The sequence below is a fragment of the Sphingomonas sp. CL5.1 genome, assembly GCF_013344685.1.
Taxonomy (GTDB): Bacteria; Pseudomonadota; Alphaproteobacteria; order Sphingomonadales; family Sphingomonadaceae; genus Sphingomonas.
The window spans coordinates 2,307,873-2,324,285 of sequence record NZ_CP050137.1; the positions used below are offsets into that span (position 1 = coordinate 2,307,873).

The 16,413-nt window shown below is 61.9% G+C and carries 13 protein-coding genes and 1 tRNA gene; 6 read left to right on the forward strand and 8 right to left on the reverse strand.

Annotated features, from left to right (window positions below):
• The 6 genes from F9288_RS11170 to F9288_RS11195 all read right to left on the reverse strand — a co-directional run bounded on the left by F9288_RS11170 (position 1) and on the right by F9288_RS11195 (position 8,369).
• The gene (locus tag F9288_RS11170; RefSeq protein WP_254620840.1) at positions 1 to 2,832 is read right to left on the reverse strand and encodes an SNF2-related protein; all 2,832 of its coding nucleotides are present in this window, start codon (positions 2,830 to 2,832) and stop codon (positions 1 to 3) included.
• A 323-nt stretch (positions 2,833 to 3,155) separates the two neighbouring features.
• The gene (locus tag F9288_RS11175) at positions 3,156 to 4,649 is read right to left on the reverse strand and encodes a DUF2779 domain-containing protein (RefSeq protein ID WP_254620841.1); all 1,494 of its coding nucleotides are present in this window, start codon (positions 4,647 to 4,649) and stop codon (positions 3,156 to 3,158) included.
• A gap of 123 nt (positions 4,650 to 4,772) precedes the next feature.
• Positions 4,773 to 5,750 (reverse strand): YafY family protein, encoded by a 978-nt coding sequence (locus F9288_RS11180; RefSeq protein ID WP_254620842.1) that lies wholly within the window; start codon positions 5,748 to 5,750, stop codon positions 4,773 to 4,775.
• A 144-nt stretch (positions 5,751 to 5,894) separates the two neighbouring features.
• The gene (locus tag F9288_RS11185) at positions 5,895 to 6,659 is read right to left on the reverse strand and encodes a hypothetical protein (protein WP_174836864.1); all 765 of its coding nucleotides are present in this window, start codon (positions 6,657 to 6,659) and stop codon (positions 5,895 to 5,897) included.
• 97 nt (positions 6,660 to 6,756) lie between these two features.
• On the reverse strand, positions 6,757 to 7,299 hold the full coding sequence (locus F9288_RS11190; RefSeq protein WP_174836866.1) for a hypothetical protein: 543 nt from the start codon (positions 7,297 to 7,299) through the stop codon (positions 6,757 to 6,759).
• A 164-nt stretch (positions 7,300 to 7,463) separates the two neighbouring features.
• Entirely contained in the window at positions 7,464 to 8,369 is a 906-nt protein-coding gene (locus tag F9288_RS11195; RefSeq protein ID WP_174836867.1) for a 3'-5' exonuclease, read from the reverse strand.
• On the opposite strand from F9288_RS11195, the gene F9288_RS11200 reads away from it, so the two are divergent.
• Positions 8,368 to 8,865 (forward strand): hypothetical protein, encoded by a 498-nt coding sequence (locus tag F9288_RS11200; protein WP_174836869.1) that lies wholly within the window; start codon positions 8,368 to 8,370, stop codon positions 8,863 to 8,865. The genes F9288_RS11195 and F9288_RS11200 overlap by 2 nt on opposite strands.
• A 5-nt stretch (positions 8,866 to 8,870) precedes the next feature.
• On the opposite strand, the gene F9288_RS11205 is transcribed toward F9288_RS11200, so the two are convergent.
• Positions 8,871 to 11,381 carry a MobA/MobL family protein gene (locus F9288_RS11205; RefSeq protein WP_174836870.1) on the reverse strand — a complete coding sequence of 837 codons (2,511 nt, stop codon included), beginning with the start codon at positions 11,379 to 11,381 and terminating at the stop codon, positions 8,871 to 8,873.
• A gap of 324 nt (positions 11,382 to 11,705) precedes the next feature.
• Here F9288_RS11205 and F9288_RS11210 point away from each other — a divergent pair, with 324 nt between their 5' ends.
• The 5 genes from F9288_RS11210 (at position 11,706) to F9288_RS22395 (ending at position 16,347) form a co-directional block, all read left to right on the forward strand.
• Entirely contained in the window at positions 11,706 to 12,413 is a 708-nt protein-coding gene (locus tag F9288_RS11210; protein ID WP_174836872.1) for a hypothetical protein, read from the forward strand.
• Entirely contained in the window at positions 12,410 to 12,733 is a 324-nt protein-coding gene (locus tag F9288_RS11215; RefSeq protein ID WP_174836874.1) for a hypothetical protein, read from the forward strand. The genes F9288_RS11210 and F9288_RS11215 overlap by 4 nt, the downstream gene beginning before the upstream one ends.
• Positions 12,734 to 14,434 (forward strand): hypothetical protein, encoded by a 1,701-nt coding sequence (locus F9288_RS11220; protein WP_174836875.1) that lies wholly within the window; start codon positions 12,734 to 12,736, stop codon positions 14,432 to 14,434. It abuts the gene before it with no gap.
• 73 nt (positions 14,435 to 14,507) lie between these two features.
• Complete coding sequence (locus F9288_RS11225; RefSeq protein WP_174836877.1) at positions 14,508 to 14,708, forward strand: hypothetical protein; 201 nt, start codon at positions 14,508 to 14,510, stop codon at positions 14,706 to 14,708.
• Between the two features lies 1 nt (position 14,709).
• Positions 14,710 to 16,347, forward strand: coding sequence for a recombinase family protein (locus F9288_RS22395; RefSeq protein ID WP_368076235.1), 1,638 nt, complete (start codon positions 14,710 to 14,712; stop codon positions 16,345 to 16,347).
• On the opposite strand, the gene F9288_RS11240 is transcribed toward F9288_RS22395, so the two are convergent.
• A tRNA-Arg gene (locus F9288_RS11240) sits at positions 16,306 to 16,382 on the reverse strand. The genes F9288_RS22395 and F9288_RS11240 overlap by 42 nt on opposite strands.
• Between the last annotated feature and the right edge of the window lie 31 nt (positions 16,383 to 16,413).

Below are 16,413 nucleotides of genomic sequence, written 5' to 3' on the forward strand. Positions count from 1 at the left end.
TCAGGCCACTGTCCAGCGGAGCGTGAACAGCTCCTCGATCTGCGGCTTCTGGTCCAGCAGCTCGGCCAGTTCATCAAGGGTGCGGTTGATGTCGGCGTTAACCTTCCGCTTCGTTTCGAACTGCGACATTTTCAGTTCGTCGCGTGCGGCTTCCTTTTTTCTCAGCTCGCGCATTTGGGTCAGCTTTTGCTCCATGCCGAGGCCGGGCGCACGTTTTGCGCGCTCCATCTCTTTGATTTCGGCGTCGAGTTCCGCGACCTGCGCCTCGATCTCGATCTCACGATCCCGGCCATAACGGCCCAGTTGCTCTTCCTTTTCCTCCAGCCAGGCGAGGTTTTCCTTCGCTACCCGTTCGGAGAAGGCGGCAAACTCCTGCTCCCGCAGAACGTCGAGTTGATCGCCAGGCGCGATCTGATCGGCAGTGCCGAGGCTTCGCGCCGGCGCCATCATCATCTTATCGCCAACTTCGGCGGGAATCACGCGACCGTCGTCCGTCTGCACGACGACGAGCACCTCCTCCCGATGCGCCTCTGGGACCGGCATGATCGCCTTGAACGCGCGCAACCACCCCGATTGACCGGCGAGATCGACAACACCTCCGAGCTGTCCCGCATACGGATAGGCAGCGGGGTCGAATTCGACAGCCTCTACCTGATCGCCGGTGCGGGCCTTGGCGTCTTCGACAAGCGTGTGGCCGAGGCCATCGCCGACACGGAAAAATTGCCAGCCTTCCTCGTCGGCCATCGGCCACTTCGTCGTCCAGCGTTGACCGTCATGATCGAACCAGAGCCCGTCCGGAGCGGGGAACTGGGCATTCGGCAACTCAGCGTGAGCGACCATCAGCAAGCGCTGTTGAAATTCTGGCACTATCTCAGCCAACGCCTTCTCGCGCCGGTGCAGCTTGGCGACGACATCGCTATCCATGCTCTCCAGCACCTTGGCGCGGGCAGCTTCGAGGTCGGCGTCGATGCTGTCCTGGATCCGCGCGGTAAGGACATCGAATTCGCGGTCGGCCTCCTCGGCGCTACGACACGACTGGACGATCCGCAGCACTTCACGCTCGAAATCGATCCCGTCAGTAAGGATGCCCAGCACCTCGTCAGACGCGCCAAACACCCCTTCAAACAGGTGGAGCTTCTGCTCGAGCAGCTGATGGATCCGCGCCTCGGCTCGATTTTTGAGATTCAGCATGTTGACGACGGTCACATCGACAAGCTGCCCATACCGATGGCAGCGGCCGATGCGCTGCTCAACCCGCTGGGGGTTCCAGGGCAGATCATAGTTGATCAGCAGCGAGCAGAACTGAAGATTGATACCTTCGGCGCCACTCTCGGTCGCGATGAGGATGGACTTGTCGTCACTCTTGAAGGCCTCGACGATCGCGGCCTTCATATCGGCCGTCTTCGATCCAGAAATCCGGTCAGTGCCGGCATGGCGATCCTTCCATGCGTCATACAGCGCACGGCTATCCGGGTCGTTGTTCGATCCGTTCATCAGCGCGATGCGGCCCGCATAGCCGTGATCGGCAAGAAGCTGATTCAGATAGCGCTGCGTCCTGACCGATTCGGTGAAGATCACCGCCTTGCGTTTGCCGCCCTTTGCTTCGATTTCATCGAGAACGGCGGGCAGATTGTCGACGAGTTTCTCGCCTTTGCCGTTGGGGCCGATATTGCGGGCGAGGTCGCGCATACCCTCGACAAGGGTGATTTCGGCAGCGAGCTTTACCGGATCTATCGGCGCCTCGGCGTCGCCGTCCTCGTCATCCTGCTGCTCCTTTTCCTCCTCAAACGCTTCCTCGAAATCGTCCGTCATCTCGGTCGACGCTCGCTCCTTGCGGCGCAGACGTTCAAGCAGGGTATCAAGATAGCCGGCCACTGCTGCGGTCGACGATCCCAAACTTTTACGCGCTTGCAGAATGACAAGGGCGTTGGTTTTACTGCCGTAGGCTATGGTGTCCGGATCCTGGAGATAGGCGGACAGCTGTTCGTATAGTTCGGTCTCGACGTCATGGGGCTCGAACTGAAAGGTGACCGCATGGCGCTGGCGAAAATTGATGTGCCCCGCCTCCTGAACTTGTCGCCGCAGAGTGCGGTGGCAGATCGTTGCAAGGCGGTCGCGCAGTATTTGCTGCGACGCGGGCGTAGAGTTTGCGCCCATATACTGCGCTTTGAAGGCGCTCTCTCCACCAAAGTGCATTTCATCGATCATTGAAACGATGCCGTAAAGCTCGGTCAGCGAATTCTGTAGCGGGGTCGCAGTGAGCAAAATCTTGAAGCGGTCTTTGACCGCGTCTTTAAGAACCTTGGCGCGCTTTGCCGTCTTTCGATGGACATTGCGCAGGCGATGCGCCTCGTCGAAAATCACCAAGTCCCACGGAACAGCTCGGATCTCATCTGCTTTGCGTGCTGCAAATTCGTAGCTGACGATTACGACAGCATCCTTCGTTTCAAACGGCTTGAGGCTCCCGCCGCGCCGCTGCTCACCAAAGGTTTTCGCATCAAGGATCAGCGACTTTATCGTGAATTTCTCGAACAGCTCCTGTTGCCATTGTTTGCGTAGCGACGCCGGCACCACAAGCAGGATACGCCGTCGCCGTTCAGCCCAGCGCTGAGACATCACAAGCCCTGCTTCGATCGTTTTGCCGAGGCCAACTTCGTCAGCGAGCAATACACCTTTGGCAAACGGGGATTTCAGCGCAAACAATGCCGCATCGACTTGATGCGGATTCATCTCGACACGAGCAGATGTCAGAGACTGAGTAAAGGCGTCTTCGCCGTTGCCGGATATAGTTAGCCTGTGCGCGTGGTAGCGCCCTTGAACTGGCAGATACACGAACTTTTACTCCCCCTCGTCCAGATCATCACAGGTGACCAATCTTTTCAATCGCAATTGAAAGGCTGAACAAAATCTGGAAGCGATCCATAATTGGCGTATGCGACAAAATCGGTCGCACAAACCAGACAAATAGTGAGATTCATCGCTATCTGCATTCCAGGGGGTCGGCTCTACAAACGAGGCTTAACCGTGCCGCTGTATCAGCACCACGAGCGACATCGATCGAAAAGAGTTCGAGCCGGCCCTCACTGGAATTGACGGCATAGTCGCCGATCAGCCCTTCCTCACATCCATGATTTCCCCTTTCCCCACAGGACGATCTACCGAGCCAGCAGCCGGCGCGCGAGAATGATCATCGCTTCCGTATCGCGTCCGCAATAGGCGCGAAGGGCGGCATCCAGCGCCACGCGCCGCGCGAGAGTCGTGCCGACCGCGATCGCTTCGACATAGGCTTCCTGCGCGCTGCCGCCGTCTTTGACCTCGAGCCCGGCGTAATCCATTTCGGCAGCGATGGTCGGCAACACGGCCTTGATCGACCAGCTGCCGCGCTGATCACGATGATACCAATTCGCACGGGTGACTGGCAGTAGATCCACGATCCGGCCGGCGATGGCTTCGAGCGCGGCGGCGAGATCAGGAAAGGCCGCGGCCAGTTCCATGATGCGGCCTCGTTCGAAGCTGGCATTATAGGCGATCACCGCCCCAGATGGCGGAACCATCTCTATCAGCGCCTCAGCACACGGACGGCGCGGGTCGCCGCCATCGAGGTTGAGGAATTCACGGTGGACGATCGCACCGTCGGCCGCTTCGACATGCGCTGAGAATTGGAACGGCACCTGCTGATAGGGTCGTGTGCCGATCCACCTGGGCACCGCGAAGCCAATCGTCTCGAAATCGAGCCAGGTGCGCGGAAACGCCCAGTCCGCCATCGCTGCGCGCGCGCCTTCAACATCGTGATAAACCTCGCCTGACAAGGTGGCGCGGTGAACGCGGGCATGGATTGCATTGGTCAGAGCGGTGGGATCGACGGCGAACAGGTCATCGATACCCTGCTCGATCCAGCGCTTGCCACCGCCATGAGGCAGAACCGTCACCGGCCACTTGGGACGAGCGGGAAGCGCCACGTGGCAATATCCGCCAAATTCGCACGGGAACGGCGCGTCACAATGGTCGCCCGGCACCGTCGCGGGTTCGGCGCCAGCCAGCGTCGCGCGTGCGGCGGCGACGGTTTCGCTTCTGCCCGCGATAATCGGTTCGGCAACAGCCGAGAGATCCGTGTCGGCGAACAGACCATCGAGTTCGCCCTCGCGTTCAAGGACGAAGCTACTGTCGATATGCCGGATCGCCGCGCTGCTGATCGGCACACCCGCGTTGCGCGCAACCCAGAGCTGCGTGGCGAGGTCGCCGACGTGATAGTCCTTGGCCTTGGTCGAACTCTTCACCTCGGCCATGTGCCAGCCACCAGACCCGTCCGGCTCCAGCACGTCGATACGCACGAGGACGCCGTCATGCTGCAGCGTCGCCTCGAAGATCGGTCGATCATGGCCGGTGTCGAGCAGCGCCCGCGTTGCGGCGAGCGCCGCCGCCAGGTCCGGCTCGGCCTCGATCATCACGCCGTCCGGCAGAAGCGCACAAGCGACGGCGCCGACTTCATGCCCGGTGGCGAAGCGCGCCTCCGCGCCATCATCCTGCTCGGCCATATCCGGCCGATGCACGGAGAGCCACAGCCGCTTGGGGCATTGCTCGAACATGGTGATCTTCGACTTCGACAAGCCGAAGCGAGCGGAGGAAGTCGAAGATTGACGCTGAATCATTTAGCCCTCCTTTCGAAAAAACAGAGCACACCATGCGCGTGGGCCACGGTGTGGCATCCTCCATCTTCTGCCAAATGATATAACCCCTGTTGTGACAGAATCGGTCGCAGGAGTAGTGCTTGTTTAAGCAGGCAACATCGTCGTCGCGGCCGCGATCCGATCACGCATAATTGCTATGAGAACATCTGGACCTTCGATCACTATTTCGCCCGCCCAAGTGAACAGATGCTCAGCCAGTTCGCGCATGCCGCCAGAAGCGAAGCGGATGCGCAAGCCGCCGTCGTCAAGCTCCTCAAGCTGCTGGAGACGATGGAAGCGCCACCCTCGAGCGCGGGTGGCAGACGACGCAGGCACACGCAGTGTCACATCCTGCCGCTCGTCGCGCCAAACCCCAAAGCTCTCCGCCAACCAACCATCAATGTCCCAGTCATCCGGCGCGCAACCAAGGGTATCGCTCAATTTCGGCTCGGTCATACGGTCGAGCCGAAAATACACCGGTTGACTTCCGCTACCCGGCATCTTGCCTAGCAGATAGGTCAGCGGACCATGAACGAGTCCGTAGGGGATCACCCTCCGCCAGCGCGGCTCCGGCCGATCCTCCGTGGCATATTGGAACTCGATGCAGCATCCAGCGAGGATGGCACTTTGAATGGCCATGACCGTTTCTGGCGCCACCACCGCGACCGGACCTGCGGTGACCAATGTTCGCTGTAGCCGCGCGAGCGCATCAAGGTCCGGGTCAATCCGCCGCTTCTCCCGATCATCCAACGCCCCTTTGACCTTAGCCAGCAAGCTTGCAAGCTGGCCTGCGCGAACTGCCTTGCCTGCTGCGCGCTGGCCATCCACCTCGGCCTGCAGCGCCGCAACTTCGGCTGGCGTGGGACGGGTGTAGGCACGCCGCAGGCTATCTCGGATCAGGAAACGTTTGCGGCGGTCGTCGACGATTTCGTCTAAGTCGAAATGGCTGGCGATGATATCTCGCATGCGTTCAGCGGTGCGACGATTAACGGCAAGCCGTTCGGCCATCTCATCCAGCGTCAAGCCGTCGGAGCTATCTGAAAGAGCGTGAACCAGCGCGAGTAACCGATCCAATTTTGCCATTCTATCTGTCACCGCCGCCCCCACGTCCGGATTTGTCGCAAGTTTCGATGTAAACGGAATGATTGGCAATGGCGAGTTCGCGAGTGCTTGATCATTTTTGGCTCCAGCATGGGCATGAGCCTCCCATGCTGGAGTAAACTTAACTCAGGCTGCTTCTCGATAAGCACCTCCGACCTGGCTGATTAAGGTCGAGCAAGAGGCCGCGATGATGTTGACCATGCTGTCCGTCATGTGCCCATTTCGGCGGACCCAATCTAGGACGGAGATCATCATCGTCGTCGGCTGAAGGCATGCCTGCCCCTGCGTCCGCAGCCACGCCAGCGTGACGATCCCGACCAGTGCGGCGTCCAATTGCACATGTGCCCGCACATCCTGCCATTGTTCAGCAGTGCTCGGAAAATCGACCCGCGCTTTCGTATTCAGCAGATCAACGGGCAATCCCAGGCGCAACACCACCTCGGCCAAATGGTGCCAGGTCTTGCCGCCGCCTTTCAGCACGAGGCCGACATCGGTATGGGGATGCAGCGCGCCCCTCGAAAACGAGCGCCTCTCGATGAATTGGGACGGCAGGACAATACCATGCTCCATGGCAGCAGCCAGAAGCAGCGGGACATCGGCGGCGATGCTGCCGTATCCGACGGCTACCCGATCAGTCCGTGCCCGCAAATGATCGAATAGCCCGGATACCACCGCTTCCTCGTCGCCATGGTCATGCTCGGTCCAGCTGCGGATGGCGTCGCAAGAGATCTGACCATCGTCGGTGACGGTGACGTCCAGGGCAGCGGCCGCGAAAATGCGTTTTGAACCCAGGCGGTGATGTGGCTGCACCTTGGGGTCGATGCGGCGATAGGCCTCATGCAGATGTTCGTCCCAAGCGGACTCGGTGTCGAAGAAGGTGAAGGCGTGCATGATAAAGAACTCCATATGCGCCGACGGCCGCACATCGGCGGCCTTCGGCGTGATAAAAGGATAGTAAGCAAAGAGGCAGAGCAGCTCTGCTGTCCGGTCAGCGGAAGTTGACGACGCTCTCCTGCGATGGGGCAGGCGGCGTCCAGTCAGCGCCGTTTTTCACCCATGCGTTGCCGTCCAGCACCGTGCCATCGAGCAGTTCAGCACCACGCAGGATACGGTCCATCGCCCGTCGCTCACCCTGCAGCATCTTGCGTCCCGGACGTCCGAGCCGCTGCTGGAGGTTGAAACGGCCGTCGAGCTCGAAATATGAGTCGCGGTCCCTCGCTACGATCACGAGTGGAGCCTCATCGTCAGCCGCCCAGAATGTCACGCCCGTCACGACATCTACGCTGACACGCTGGCGGATAACCAGCGTGTAATCATGTGGGGCATCGTCAGTCACGGACGCCCACCCGGCATAGACAAAATCCTTTGCGCCACGCTCGGCGTGACGGACGAGATCCATGCCAACGCTGAAATCGAACTTCCGCCCGGCGGAGAATGCCAAGGTTGCGTTCGCTGGGGCAAAAAGCGGGTAGCCCAGTTCAACACGGATGGAGAGGCAGTGGTTCTGCATCATCTGATGGGTCAATGCCATTTAGTCGATCTTTCATGCTTGATGTTGCGGCCTGTCGGCCGAAGCTCCTTTTTTCCCCTCTGGGCGAAGCTCACTTCATCCGGCTCACCGGACATTCTTTTCATTTTGGCGACGCGCGCAGCGTTCGCCGATGCACGCGCCGCCGGGACGGCGCGCTCATTCGACTAGCGGTGACGTTGTTGCCATGTGATGGCGCACGTCCGCGGCTCTGGTCCCCAAGGGACAACCTCCCGGCCAAGCCAGAGGCGTTCGGCTTCCAGATCGCCCGCCGACACCTCGGTCCACCAGACTTTGGCACGGGCATCCCAGCTATATCCCCGAGCCTTCAGAATGCCCCGCCGGTCGAATGGCGCGCCGGTCGCTTCTATGCGGATGGTTTCCTGGCTCGCCGTGTCCAGCAGCGCGCTCATGACCGTGCTGCCATTCGCCAGCCGGTGGCTCAGCAGATGGATAAGCGACACCGCATCGGCCATCGCCCGGTGAGCGTCGTTGTAGAACCCGATCTGCATAAGAAGATGTCCAAGCGCCCGCCCGTCGAGCCCGGCATGCTCCAGCCAGTCGATGTCCTTCGCGCTGCACGCCCAGGCGGCGTCAGCGGTCATCGGCAACAGATGCCGCAGGAACGCCGCATCGAACGCGCAGTTATGCGCCACGAACACGTCCACCGGCGCCAGCGCCTCCTCAAGCACGTCGAGGTCGATTGCCTTGCCCGCGACATCGGCGTCGGTGAGGCCGGTCAGACGGCTGATCCGCTCCGGGATCGGCATGCCCGGATCGCACAGCGCTTCGCCCACGCGCACGATGCCGACGATCTCGCCTAGCGCGTCTACCGCTAGCACGACATAGGCGATGTCGATGACCTGATCGTGATCCGGATCGATGCCGGTGGTCTCCGTATCGAGAACGCAGACCTGCCGGATGGGGCCGACTGGGTCCTGCTCCAGCGGCAGATCCTTGAGCCGCGCCACCCGCCGCAGGATGCGGATGTCCCAGTCATTGGCTTGGGTAACCGTGTCGGCACGCGGTGGACGCTTCGCTGCCCCGTCATCGGCAGCATCATGATATGTCATGGTCGTAACTCCTGTTGGATGTTCGACCGGAACCAGAAGAACCTTTTTCCGCTCTTTCATTCCGATCACAGGAAGCCCGCTGCTGGGAGCTTTTCCACAGGGGCTGCATGCCGATGCCGACAAGCGCCATGCGCGCAATGATTTAACCCGCAGCTGCTATCGCCAAGTCATGACCGATGACGACATGGACCGGCTGGACGCCGAGCGCACATGGCTGGGGCCGACGCTGCAGCAGGCTTTCGACCTGCTGAAGGCGCTCCCCCGCATGCCGGACTGCGCCATCTGCCCGTCGGCGCAGTGGTATGTGCTCGAAGTGCCGCCAGACAAGACGCCGACCAATGCCCCGGCCGCAGAACCCGAGCAGCATCTGGAATGCTTCTGCACCGCGTTCCGCGCGGTCATGTTCAAGCCCGGTATGCGGGCTGTCACCGCCTGCGATGCGCGCATCGACGCGATCGCGGAAGCGGCGCCGACCACAGCAAGCCCGGCCCGATAGGACCGCTACCGCTCAGGGCCGCCGTTCGTGATGCCCGGATGCCAGCGGCGCGACGGGGCTTCAGGCCTATCGCTCCGCTCGACGCCCGGCCGTGCAGGCTGCGCGCCTGGCGCATGCACAGCGGACGGGTCGGTCCGGTCGCGCAGAACATCCGCCATTGCTGCGGCCCTCAGATGCCGTGCGCGCTGCCAGGCGGAATCAACCGGGACGTCCGTCTGGGCTGGCTGTGGCTGCGGCACGGGCTGCGGCGTCTGCACGGTGGCCGTTGCGCCTGGCGGCGCGGCAGTCCCGTCTCTGGCCGCGACATCTGCCGCATAGTCACGCTGCGCGCGCGCCAGCATGGCCCGTCGCAGATCCGGATCGCGGCCGCCGACTGCATCCAGCGTGGCGCGATCGGCGTCACCCAGGCCGGACCAGTCCATCACGATCTTCCGGTCGATGATGCGATAGGGGCGCTTGTCCGTCTGCATCACCAGCTGGCACGCGTCCGCGATCAGGGCGCGCCGCGCTTGCGCCGCAGTCTTGTCGCGCGCCAGGGCCTCGGCACGTTCGCGGGCGGTCTTCGCTTCCGCCCGGTCGCGTTCGAACCGTTCCTTGAGTAGCGCGGTGCGCGCGTCAGCGTCGAGCGACCGGAACAGCGCCACTGCATCCGCATCGAACGTTGTCAGGTCGAGCACCACCCGCGTGCCGTCGATCTGATAGGGCGGCTTTTCGGCGGTGAGAAACAGAGCCCGCGCTGCAACCTCAGCGTTGTCGCGGACGGCCTGCTGGTGAGCTGTGATGCGCTGTGCCCATGCGGCGGTGTCGGCGCGCAAGCGATCCGCCCGCTCCCGCTGATCGCTCAACCGCTGCATGGTCGCGAGCAACGGCGGCAAGGCGACAGCTTTTGCCGTCGCCGGAATGGAAGGCGGGCTGAACGCGGTGATCCGCGCCTGCAGCCGCATGGCCTGACGGGCAAGCATGCGCGATGGCGTCGGATGAGGGGGCTTGCGTGCAACGCGGAGCCTGCCGGCGATTGTCGCCGCGTGACCGCCGATGACATGTGTCGCGGCCAGGGCCGCGTCGACACCGCGACGCGGCGTGTAACCCGCGATCCGGGTGCGCAGAGCGGTGGCCACCTGCCGCACCAGAATGGCCGGCATCACGGTCACGCGACCGCGACGCGCGACTGCATCGATCCTCGCGGCAAGATCAGCCGCGCCCCGCCGCAGCGCGATGACGGCGAGGATCGCGGCATTGCGGTCCTGCACGATCGTTCGCCGGGGTGCACGCAGAACGCGCCGCGCCACCGCGTGAATACTGTCCGCTTTCACCAACTGCGCGCCAATCTCGCGCCGACGCCTGGCCAGCGTCACCGCCTGTTCCAGCAGCGCCTCCTCCCGTTCGGCGAGCACCAGTCCGTGCTCCGCCTGCCGGCAGTCCTCGGCCGCTTCGTTGCCTTCCACGACCTGCGCGTTGCGCAGGACCGCGTTGACGGTCTCGCCGCGATCATGCGCGGCCATCGCGGCGGGGCCGACATGCTCCTGGCGCACCGCGTTCAGGCCACGCTGCGCATAGGTCTGATGGGTGAACCGCACCGTCAGGTTCGCCGCCTGCGCCGCGCGGTTCATATGTGCGGCGGCCAGCGCGCGCACCAGCCGCAGACCGGCGGGATCGGTGAGCCCATTGACCTTCTCTTCGCTGACCGCCCAGCGATGATCGCCGGTCCGCTCGCACGGCCGCGTCGAGAAGCAGATATGGGCATGATAGTTGCGCTGGTCGCTCTTTGCGTCCGGTTCGTGGATGGCGGCGGCATAAGGTAGCCCCAGTCGACCGAAGGTCCGTTCACAGAATGCTTCGACCATTTCGCGCCGCTGATCCGGCGTCAGGTCATGCGGCAGGTTCCAGACCAGACGATACTGGACCTTGGCGTTGGCGCGGTAGCCTTCCTCGATGGTCTCGAGCATGCGCCAGCCGGCTATGATCTCTTCGACGCTCTCGCCCATATTGCTGATCGGTGCGCCCAGCTGGAGATCCGCCGCCTCCAGCGCCTCGTCGCGATAGATATAGTCGATATGGGCCGCGGGCAGACCGGGTCGCCAGTTCTTCGAGCGGAACCCCACATAGCCGATCTTCAGATACAGCGCGACGCGGCCGCGTCCATCGACCAACGGCGCCTTGTAGGCGCGCAGCGCCCTGCGGGATGTCGTGGTGGAAAGGACTGCGCGGGTCGGCGTGGTCTTGCGGAGCGTTGGCTTTGTCTCCGGCATGTGCACATGAAACAATCGGCCCCAGCCCGGTGCGATACTATGATTCGCCTCCTCTTGCACCCGCTCGCGTTCGGCGCGGGCATATGCGCGTGCATCGGCCGCCTGCTTCATCCGCCGCAACGTAGCGACCCGCGCCCAGGCGCCCGCCATTGTGCGGTCGGCCGCCATCAGCCGCCGCATCGTCCGGTTAGGCGTCATCAGGATCGTGAACACGCGCGCATCGGCTGCGCTGAGTATCCCGTCCTCGCTTTCGAGCATCATTGCCATGACTGCATTCCGCATAAACAAGGGGGGTGGGACGAAAGCGCCTCGCGCCTGTTGACCCCGGTCAACGTTTCTTTCGCATTCCCACCCCCCAAGTCTTCCTTTCCTGCCTGAAACGCTTGTGCCCATTTCGCTGATTATCGGCAGCGGGGACTACTCCTGATACCCGCTCTTGCTCAGCCATCGTCCGGCACACGCTCTGTCGGTATCTGGTCATTTGCGACCCTCGCAATCTGCTCGCCCGCTTAAACGCGAGTAGTCCCCGCAGACCCTGCTGATGGAAACGGCGACCCTCGCCATGTTCAATGACGAACGTGGAGAATATTCATGGATTACAATGCCGACGAACAGCGCCGCCGCCGCGAATATGACGCTGCGCTGGGCCATAAGAGGAGGCTCGAGGCGAAGATGGCCGAGTTGGATCGCAAGGCTCGTGCCGCCAAGGCGCGCCTGCTTGCGACCACGAAGAGCGAGCAGTGGCACAGGATGACCCTCGGCTGGCTCGACCGTGATGCCGGGTACACGGGCGAGATGGCTTCTGCCCGCGTGTGGTTGAGGAGCGTCCCGGTGGCGACCTATACGAGTATCCTGGCTGCTTACGTCGAGATCGCACCTAACGCCACCAACATCCAGATCGAAGTGATGGCGGTTCGTGATCACCTCGACGACTGGACGCAGAAGGGCGATGCGCTGCTCCTCGCGCGGGCCCGGCGCGATTATGATGCGGAGTGCGTGAGCTTCGCACAGTGGGAACGCGACAATCCCGACAAGGGCGGTTGGCGCTCGCAGAAGTCGACCCGCGCGCAGTGGATGCTCATCGGCCGCACGGCGACCGCACTGGGGATCGAAGCGCCGATGCGCCTGAACCGTGGCGACGCGCACGAATGGCTCAAAGCGCACGGCGGCAACGTCAGGCTGGGCGGCACGGCCAACAACACGGACGATAGTCAGATTCCTGATGCTGGCGGCGCGGGCAATCACGATATGCTGCCGTGCCGTGAGAGTCAGGCAGACGATGCGGGAGACGCGGAATGACCTCGGTCCTCGACATGCCGCGCACAGTGACGATCGGCAGCCGCACGGAGACTTTCAGGAACTATGACCATCTTGCGGAGCGGGCCGAACTCCTCATCGGATCCATCCAGAGGATCGAGACAGGCATGGCACCCGACGGCTCGAATGTGAACTGGAACGCGCTGGCTGATGCAGCCGAGGCGCTCGAGGACATTCTGGCGGTGCAAACGGAGTGGCTTCGCGAACATGACGACGCCATCGCGCTGGAAATTGAGAGTATTCGGCGGAACATACGAAACCTCAACACCTCCGGCACCAATGATGCGGCAGGAGATTCGTGATTGGGCATTTTTAGGGAAATCGCCATCGCGCTGGGCGCGGCCGGGATCGATCCGATGATCGGTCCCGGCTTGTCGCTGTGCCGCGGTTGGGATTACTGGACGCCTAAGCAATCCGCAACGGATGGCAAGGGGATCGCCCGCACAGCGCATTCCATCATTCTGGGCCAGACACATCTTCCAAAGGGTGGGCTTTACGTGCTCGCCCCGACGATGAGTGTGCCACAGCTGATCGGCGGCATATGGCGTCAGTGCCTGATACGCCCCAATGATCCTGATGCCGATAGCAGGATGGATGCATTCGCTGTCAGCATTGAGCTGGACCACAGCCTGCGCTCTCAGAATCTCGTGGCCATCATCGGCCACTCACCGCGCGACCTCGGTCTCTATTATGACCATCTACGCGCAACCGATCCGACCTTGTTTACGCTCGTCCTGGCAAAGGCGTTCAAGGCGGCGCTCCAACACCGGGCGAGTGCACTTCATGATCCATGGCCGGATGGCGTTGCGCGGCGGTGGAAGGGTATGGAAGGCGACTATCTTCCGCCCTTTCTGGTGGCCGTACTCTATGCCGAACTTGGCCGCCTCGCCATGAACCAGGCAGGACTCATAGAAATGTCGGTGGATGGCGAGAGCCTCACGAATAAACAGTTCCTGGATCGTGTTCCCCTGGCGGGGACGCCACATGCCCCTGCCGCCATTCGCCGCGCGCTCCAGTTTGCCCCCTTCCAGTCGGTGGCGCTCGGCGCTCCCTATCTCGCGCTCATGGATGACAAGGGCAACATCGATCCCGCAACGGCCGCGACATGGTCGCGGACGGCAGGCGCTACAATCGCGCTTCTGCACGGCCTCCACGGCGATATCGACATCACGCCGTCGGATGCCACGGGAGGGAACTCTCTCGCCAGTGCTTATGCCGCCAATCCGGCCTTCTGGAAAATCGAGCGCAATGGAAAGGGCGTATCGCATCAGTCGCTCGATGCAGTGGGATTCTGGGGTTTGGGCTGGCGCCGCAATGCGGCTGTCCGACTATTGGAAATCGCGACGACCGCGCGTGAATGGAACAGACAATATCGTTCCCTAGGACCAGACCTTTCCTGCCTGCCCCGCCACCAGCTCGCGAAAAGCATGGCGATTATCGGCTATGCCTGGGTTGCCGAGCAGGATGCTGCGATGGCTCTGCGCATGATCGGCAGCGTGCTGAGCCGCGAGGAGAAGGCAACTATCGGCTTCGACAGGTGGATCCCGGCCGCCGCCGATCCGCTCGCGATAGACGATTATCTTGGAGCGAAGTCTGGCGACGACATGCTTGCCCGGGCGGAGAAGATTCTGCCGCAACTTCCGAGGCCGGGCGCCTTTGGCTATACCGCACGATCTCAGGCCCATTTGTGGCTAAACGATAAGGGCGACGACATCGCCCACTACCGCAAGCTTCAAGACGACGCACTGGCCGCGCATGCCGTTGCTGCTGATGGGGCATTACCTTCAGCCCTTCAGGATACATCGCGCGTCCCGGCCAACCTTCTACCGCTCCTGGCAGCTCAACATGGCATCGATCCCGGGCACGGAAAGATAGGTCATAATCGCTCCCCAGCGCCCGAGATGACCGACGATCCGAAAGCGGCGCGAGGAGCACAGTTTATGGGGCAGAGAATATCGCCCCTGTCCACAGATTCGATGATCGCCAAAAATCATTGGCGCTGATTGAAAAATCACCAGCCATGAATCGCGAGTAGTCCCCTCCGCTATGAGGCGGTGATCCTGCCAGGTCTGCCGCATGACACGCGGCAGGCCATCATCCAGAAAGCGCAAGGTGCACTCCGCACCAGCGGTGGACGCCGTCGCGACTACCGTAGGGCTTGTCACCACCATGCTCGGCGATTCATTGTCGACGCTGGACGCCGAGGCGACGTTGATCGATCGTCTCTTCGGCGCGGAAATTGCATCCCTCTTTGGAGACCGTGGCGATGGCAAATGACATGTTCGAGGGAAAGCGCGTCGTTATCTATGCACGCGTCTCGACAACGCGGCAGGAGAAAAACGACCTGTCGTTGCCCGACCAGATCGACACCGCGGAAAGGTGGATCGACGAAGCCGGAGCCAGAAAAACCAGGATTTACTCCGAAGCAGGCAGCGCGACCGACGACAATCGGCCTGAATTCCAGAAGATGATCACCTGGATCGAGAGTGACGAACATCCCGTCGACATCATCCTCGTTCACAGCCTCTCAAGACTTTTCAGAAACGCGCTCGATTTCATGCAGTATCGCGAGCGCCTGCGCTGCAAGAAGATCAGAATTATCTCAGTCACCCAGAATTTCGGCGACGATCCCGCCTCCGACATGGCCGTCGCCATGCTCGCCATCTTCGACGAATATCACTCGGCCGAGAACGCCAAGCATGTTCGGCGCGCGATGGTCGCCAACGCCGTGAACGGCTTTTGGAACGGTCAGACCCCGCCCCTCGGCTTTCGCACCTATGCCGTTCCCCAGCCGCGCGGCAAGGATCGCAAGAAGCTCGAGCATGACCCCGAGACCGTCGATCTCGTCCGCTATATGTTCAAAACCTATCTGGAGGGCACGGCCGATGGCCCCGTGGGCGTCACCACGCTTGCCGACCATCTCAACCAGCGCGGCGAGCGCATTCAGGGCAAAGAGTTCAGCCATTCGAGGGTCCACGACATTCTGACGAACACGGCATACATCGGTTATGTCATTTACAATCGCCGATGCTCACGCACCGGTGAAGTTCGACCGGAAACGGAATGGGTTCCCATCCCCGTGCCGCCAATCATCAGCGAAGAGACCTTCTACGCCGTCCGTAAGCAGATGGCAGATCGCGATCCGAAAATGGGCGTCGATGCAGAGAAGACCAACACAAGCCTCCTCACCAAGCGCGCCGTCTGTGGCTGTGGCAACGATGGTTGCGGGTCCACGATGGGGGCACGAACCGGAGGCTCCGGCCGGCATAGCTATTACGCCTGTCTGGGCCGCGCGAATAAGGGCTCGACGAAGTGTCAGGGCCGGTGGGTTCCGAGAATGGAACTCGATACGATCGTCACCGACGCTGTAGCCGACCATCTCTCTCAGCCCGAGCGACTCAACGCGCTCCTGCAGACCTGGCTTGATCGTTCCGCAACTGCGGTTGCGGAGCGCAAAGCGGAATTGAAGCGTCTTCGCGCCCGCCTGACGGCATTGGACGGCGAGAGCGCACTGGTTATCAAGCTCGTCCGCAACAAGACCTTCAGTCCGGACGATCCCCACATCGCCAGTGAGGTCGCCAACATTCGAGCACAACGCATGAGCACTCAGGCCAACGTCGATGTTCTTGAACATCAGCTCGAAGCTGAAAATCGCCGCATCACCCCAGAGATCGTCACCAGATTCGGCGATCTCCTCCGGCAGAAGCTGCGAGGCCCGGACCCGCGGGTGCGGCGTGAGTATATCCAGTTGCTGGTCGAACGTGTCGAAGTGGGAGACCAGAATATCCGTATCACCGGCAGAAATACCGCCCTCGAAAGGGCGGTGATCGCATCCCAAAAGCCGGACACTGCTGTGCCCAAAGCTGACCGGAAATGGTGCGCCCGGCAGGATTCGAACCTGCGGCCCCAAGCTTAGAAGGCTCGTGCTCTATCCAACTGAGCTACGGGCGCGCACGCGGATGCGCCTAGCGCGGATTGCGGG

Coding starts and splice junctions, on each gene's coding strand:
- F9288_RS11175 (WP_254620841.1), bottom strand. CDS start 4,649: ATGATTCAGCGTCAATCTTCGACTTCCTCCGCTCGCTTCGGCTTGTCG.
- F9288_RS11180 (WP_254620842.1), bottom strand. CDS start 5,750: ATGGCAAAATTGGATCGGTTACTCGCGCTGGTTCACGCTCTTTCAGAT.
- F9288_RS11185 (WP_174836864.1), bottom strand. CDS start 6,659: ATGCACGCCTTCACCTTCTTCGACACCGAGTCCGCTTGGGACGAACAT.
- F9288_RS11190 (WP_174836866.1), bottom strand. CDS start 7,299: ATGGCATTGACCCATCAGATGATGCAGAACCACTGCCTCTCCATCCGT.
- F9288_RS11200 (WP_174836869.1), top strand. CDS start 8,368: ATGGTCGTAACTCCTGTTGGATGTTCGACCGGAACCAGAAGAACCTTT.
- F9288_RS11195 (WP_174836867.1), bottom strand. CDS start 8,369: ATGACATATCATGATGCTGCCGATGACGGGGCAGCGAAGCGTCCACCG.
- F9288_RS11205 (WP_174836870.1), bottom strand. CDS start 11,381: ATGGCAATGATGCTCGAAAGCGAGGACGGGATACTCAGCGCAGCCGAT.
- F9288_RS11210 (WP_174836872.1), top strand. CDS start 11,706: ATGGATTACAATGCCGACGAACAGCGCCGCCGCCGCGAATATGACGCT.
- F9288_RS11215 (WP_174836874.1), top strand. CDS start 12,410: ATGACCTCGGTCCTCGACATGCCGCGCACAGTGACGATCGGCAGCCGC.
- F9288_RS11225 (WP_174836877.1), top strand. CDS start 14,508: ATGACACGCGGCAGGCCATCATCCAGAAAGCGCAAGGTGCACTCCGCA.
- F9288_RS22395 (WP_368076235.1), top strand. CDS start 14,710: ATGTTCGAGGGAAAGCGCGTCGTTATCTATGCACGCGTCTCGACAACG.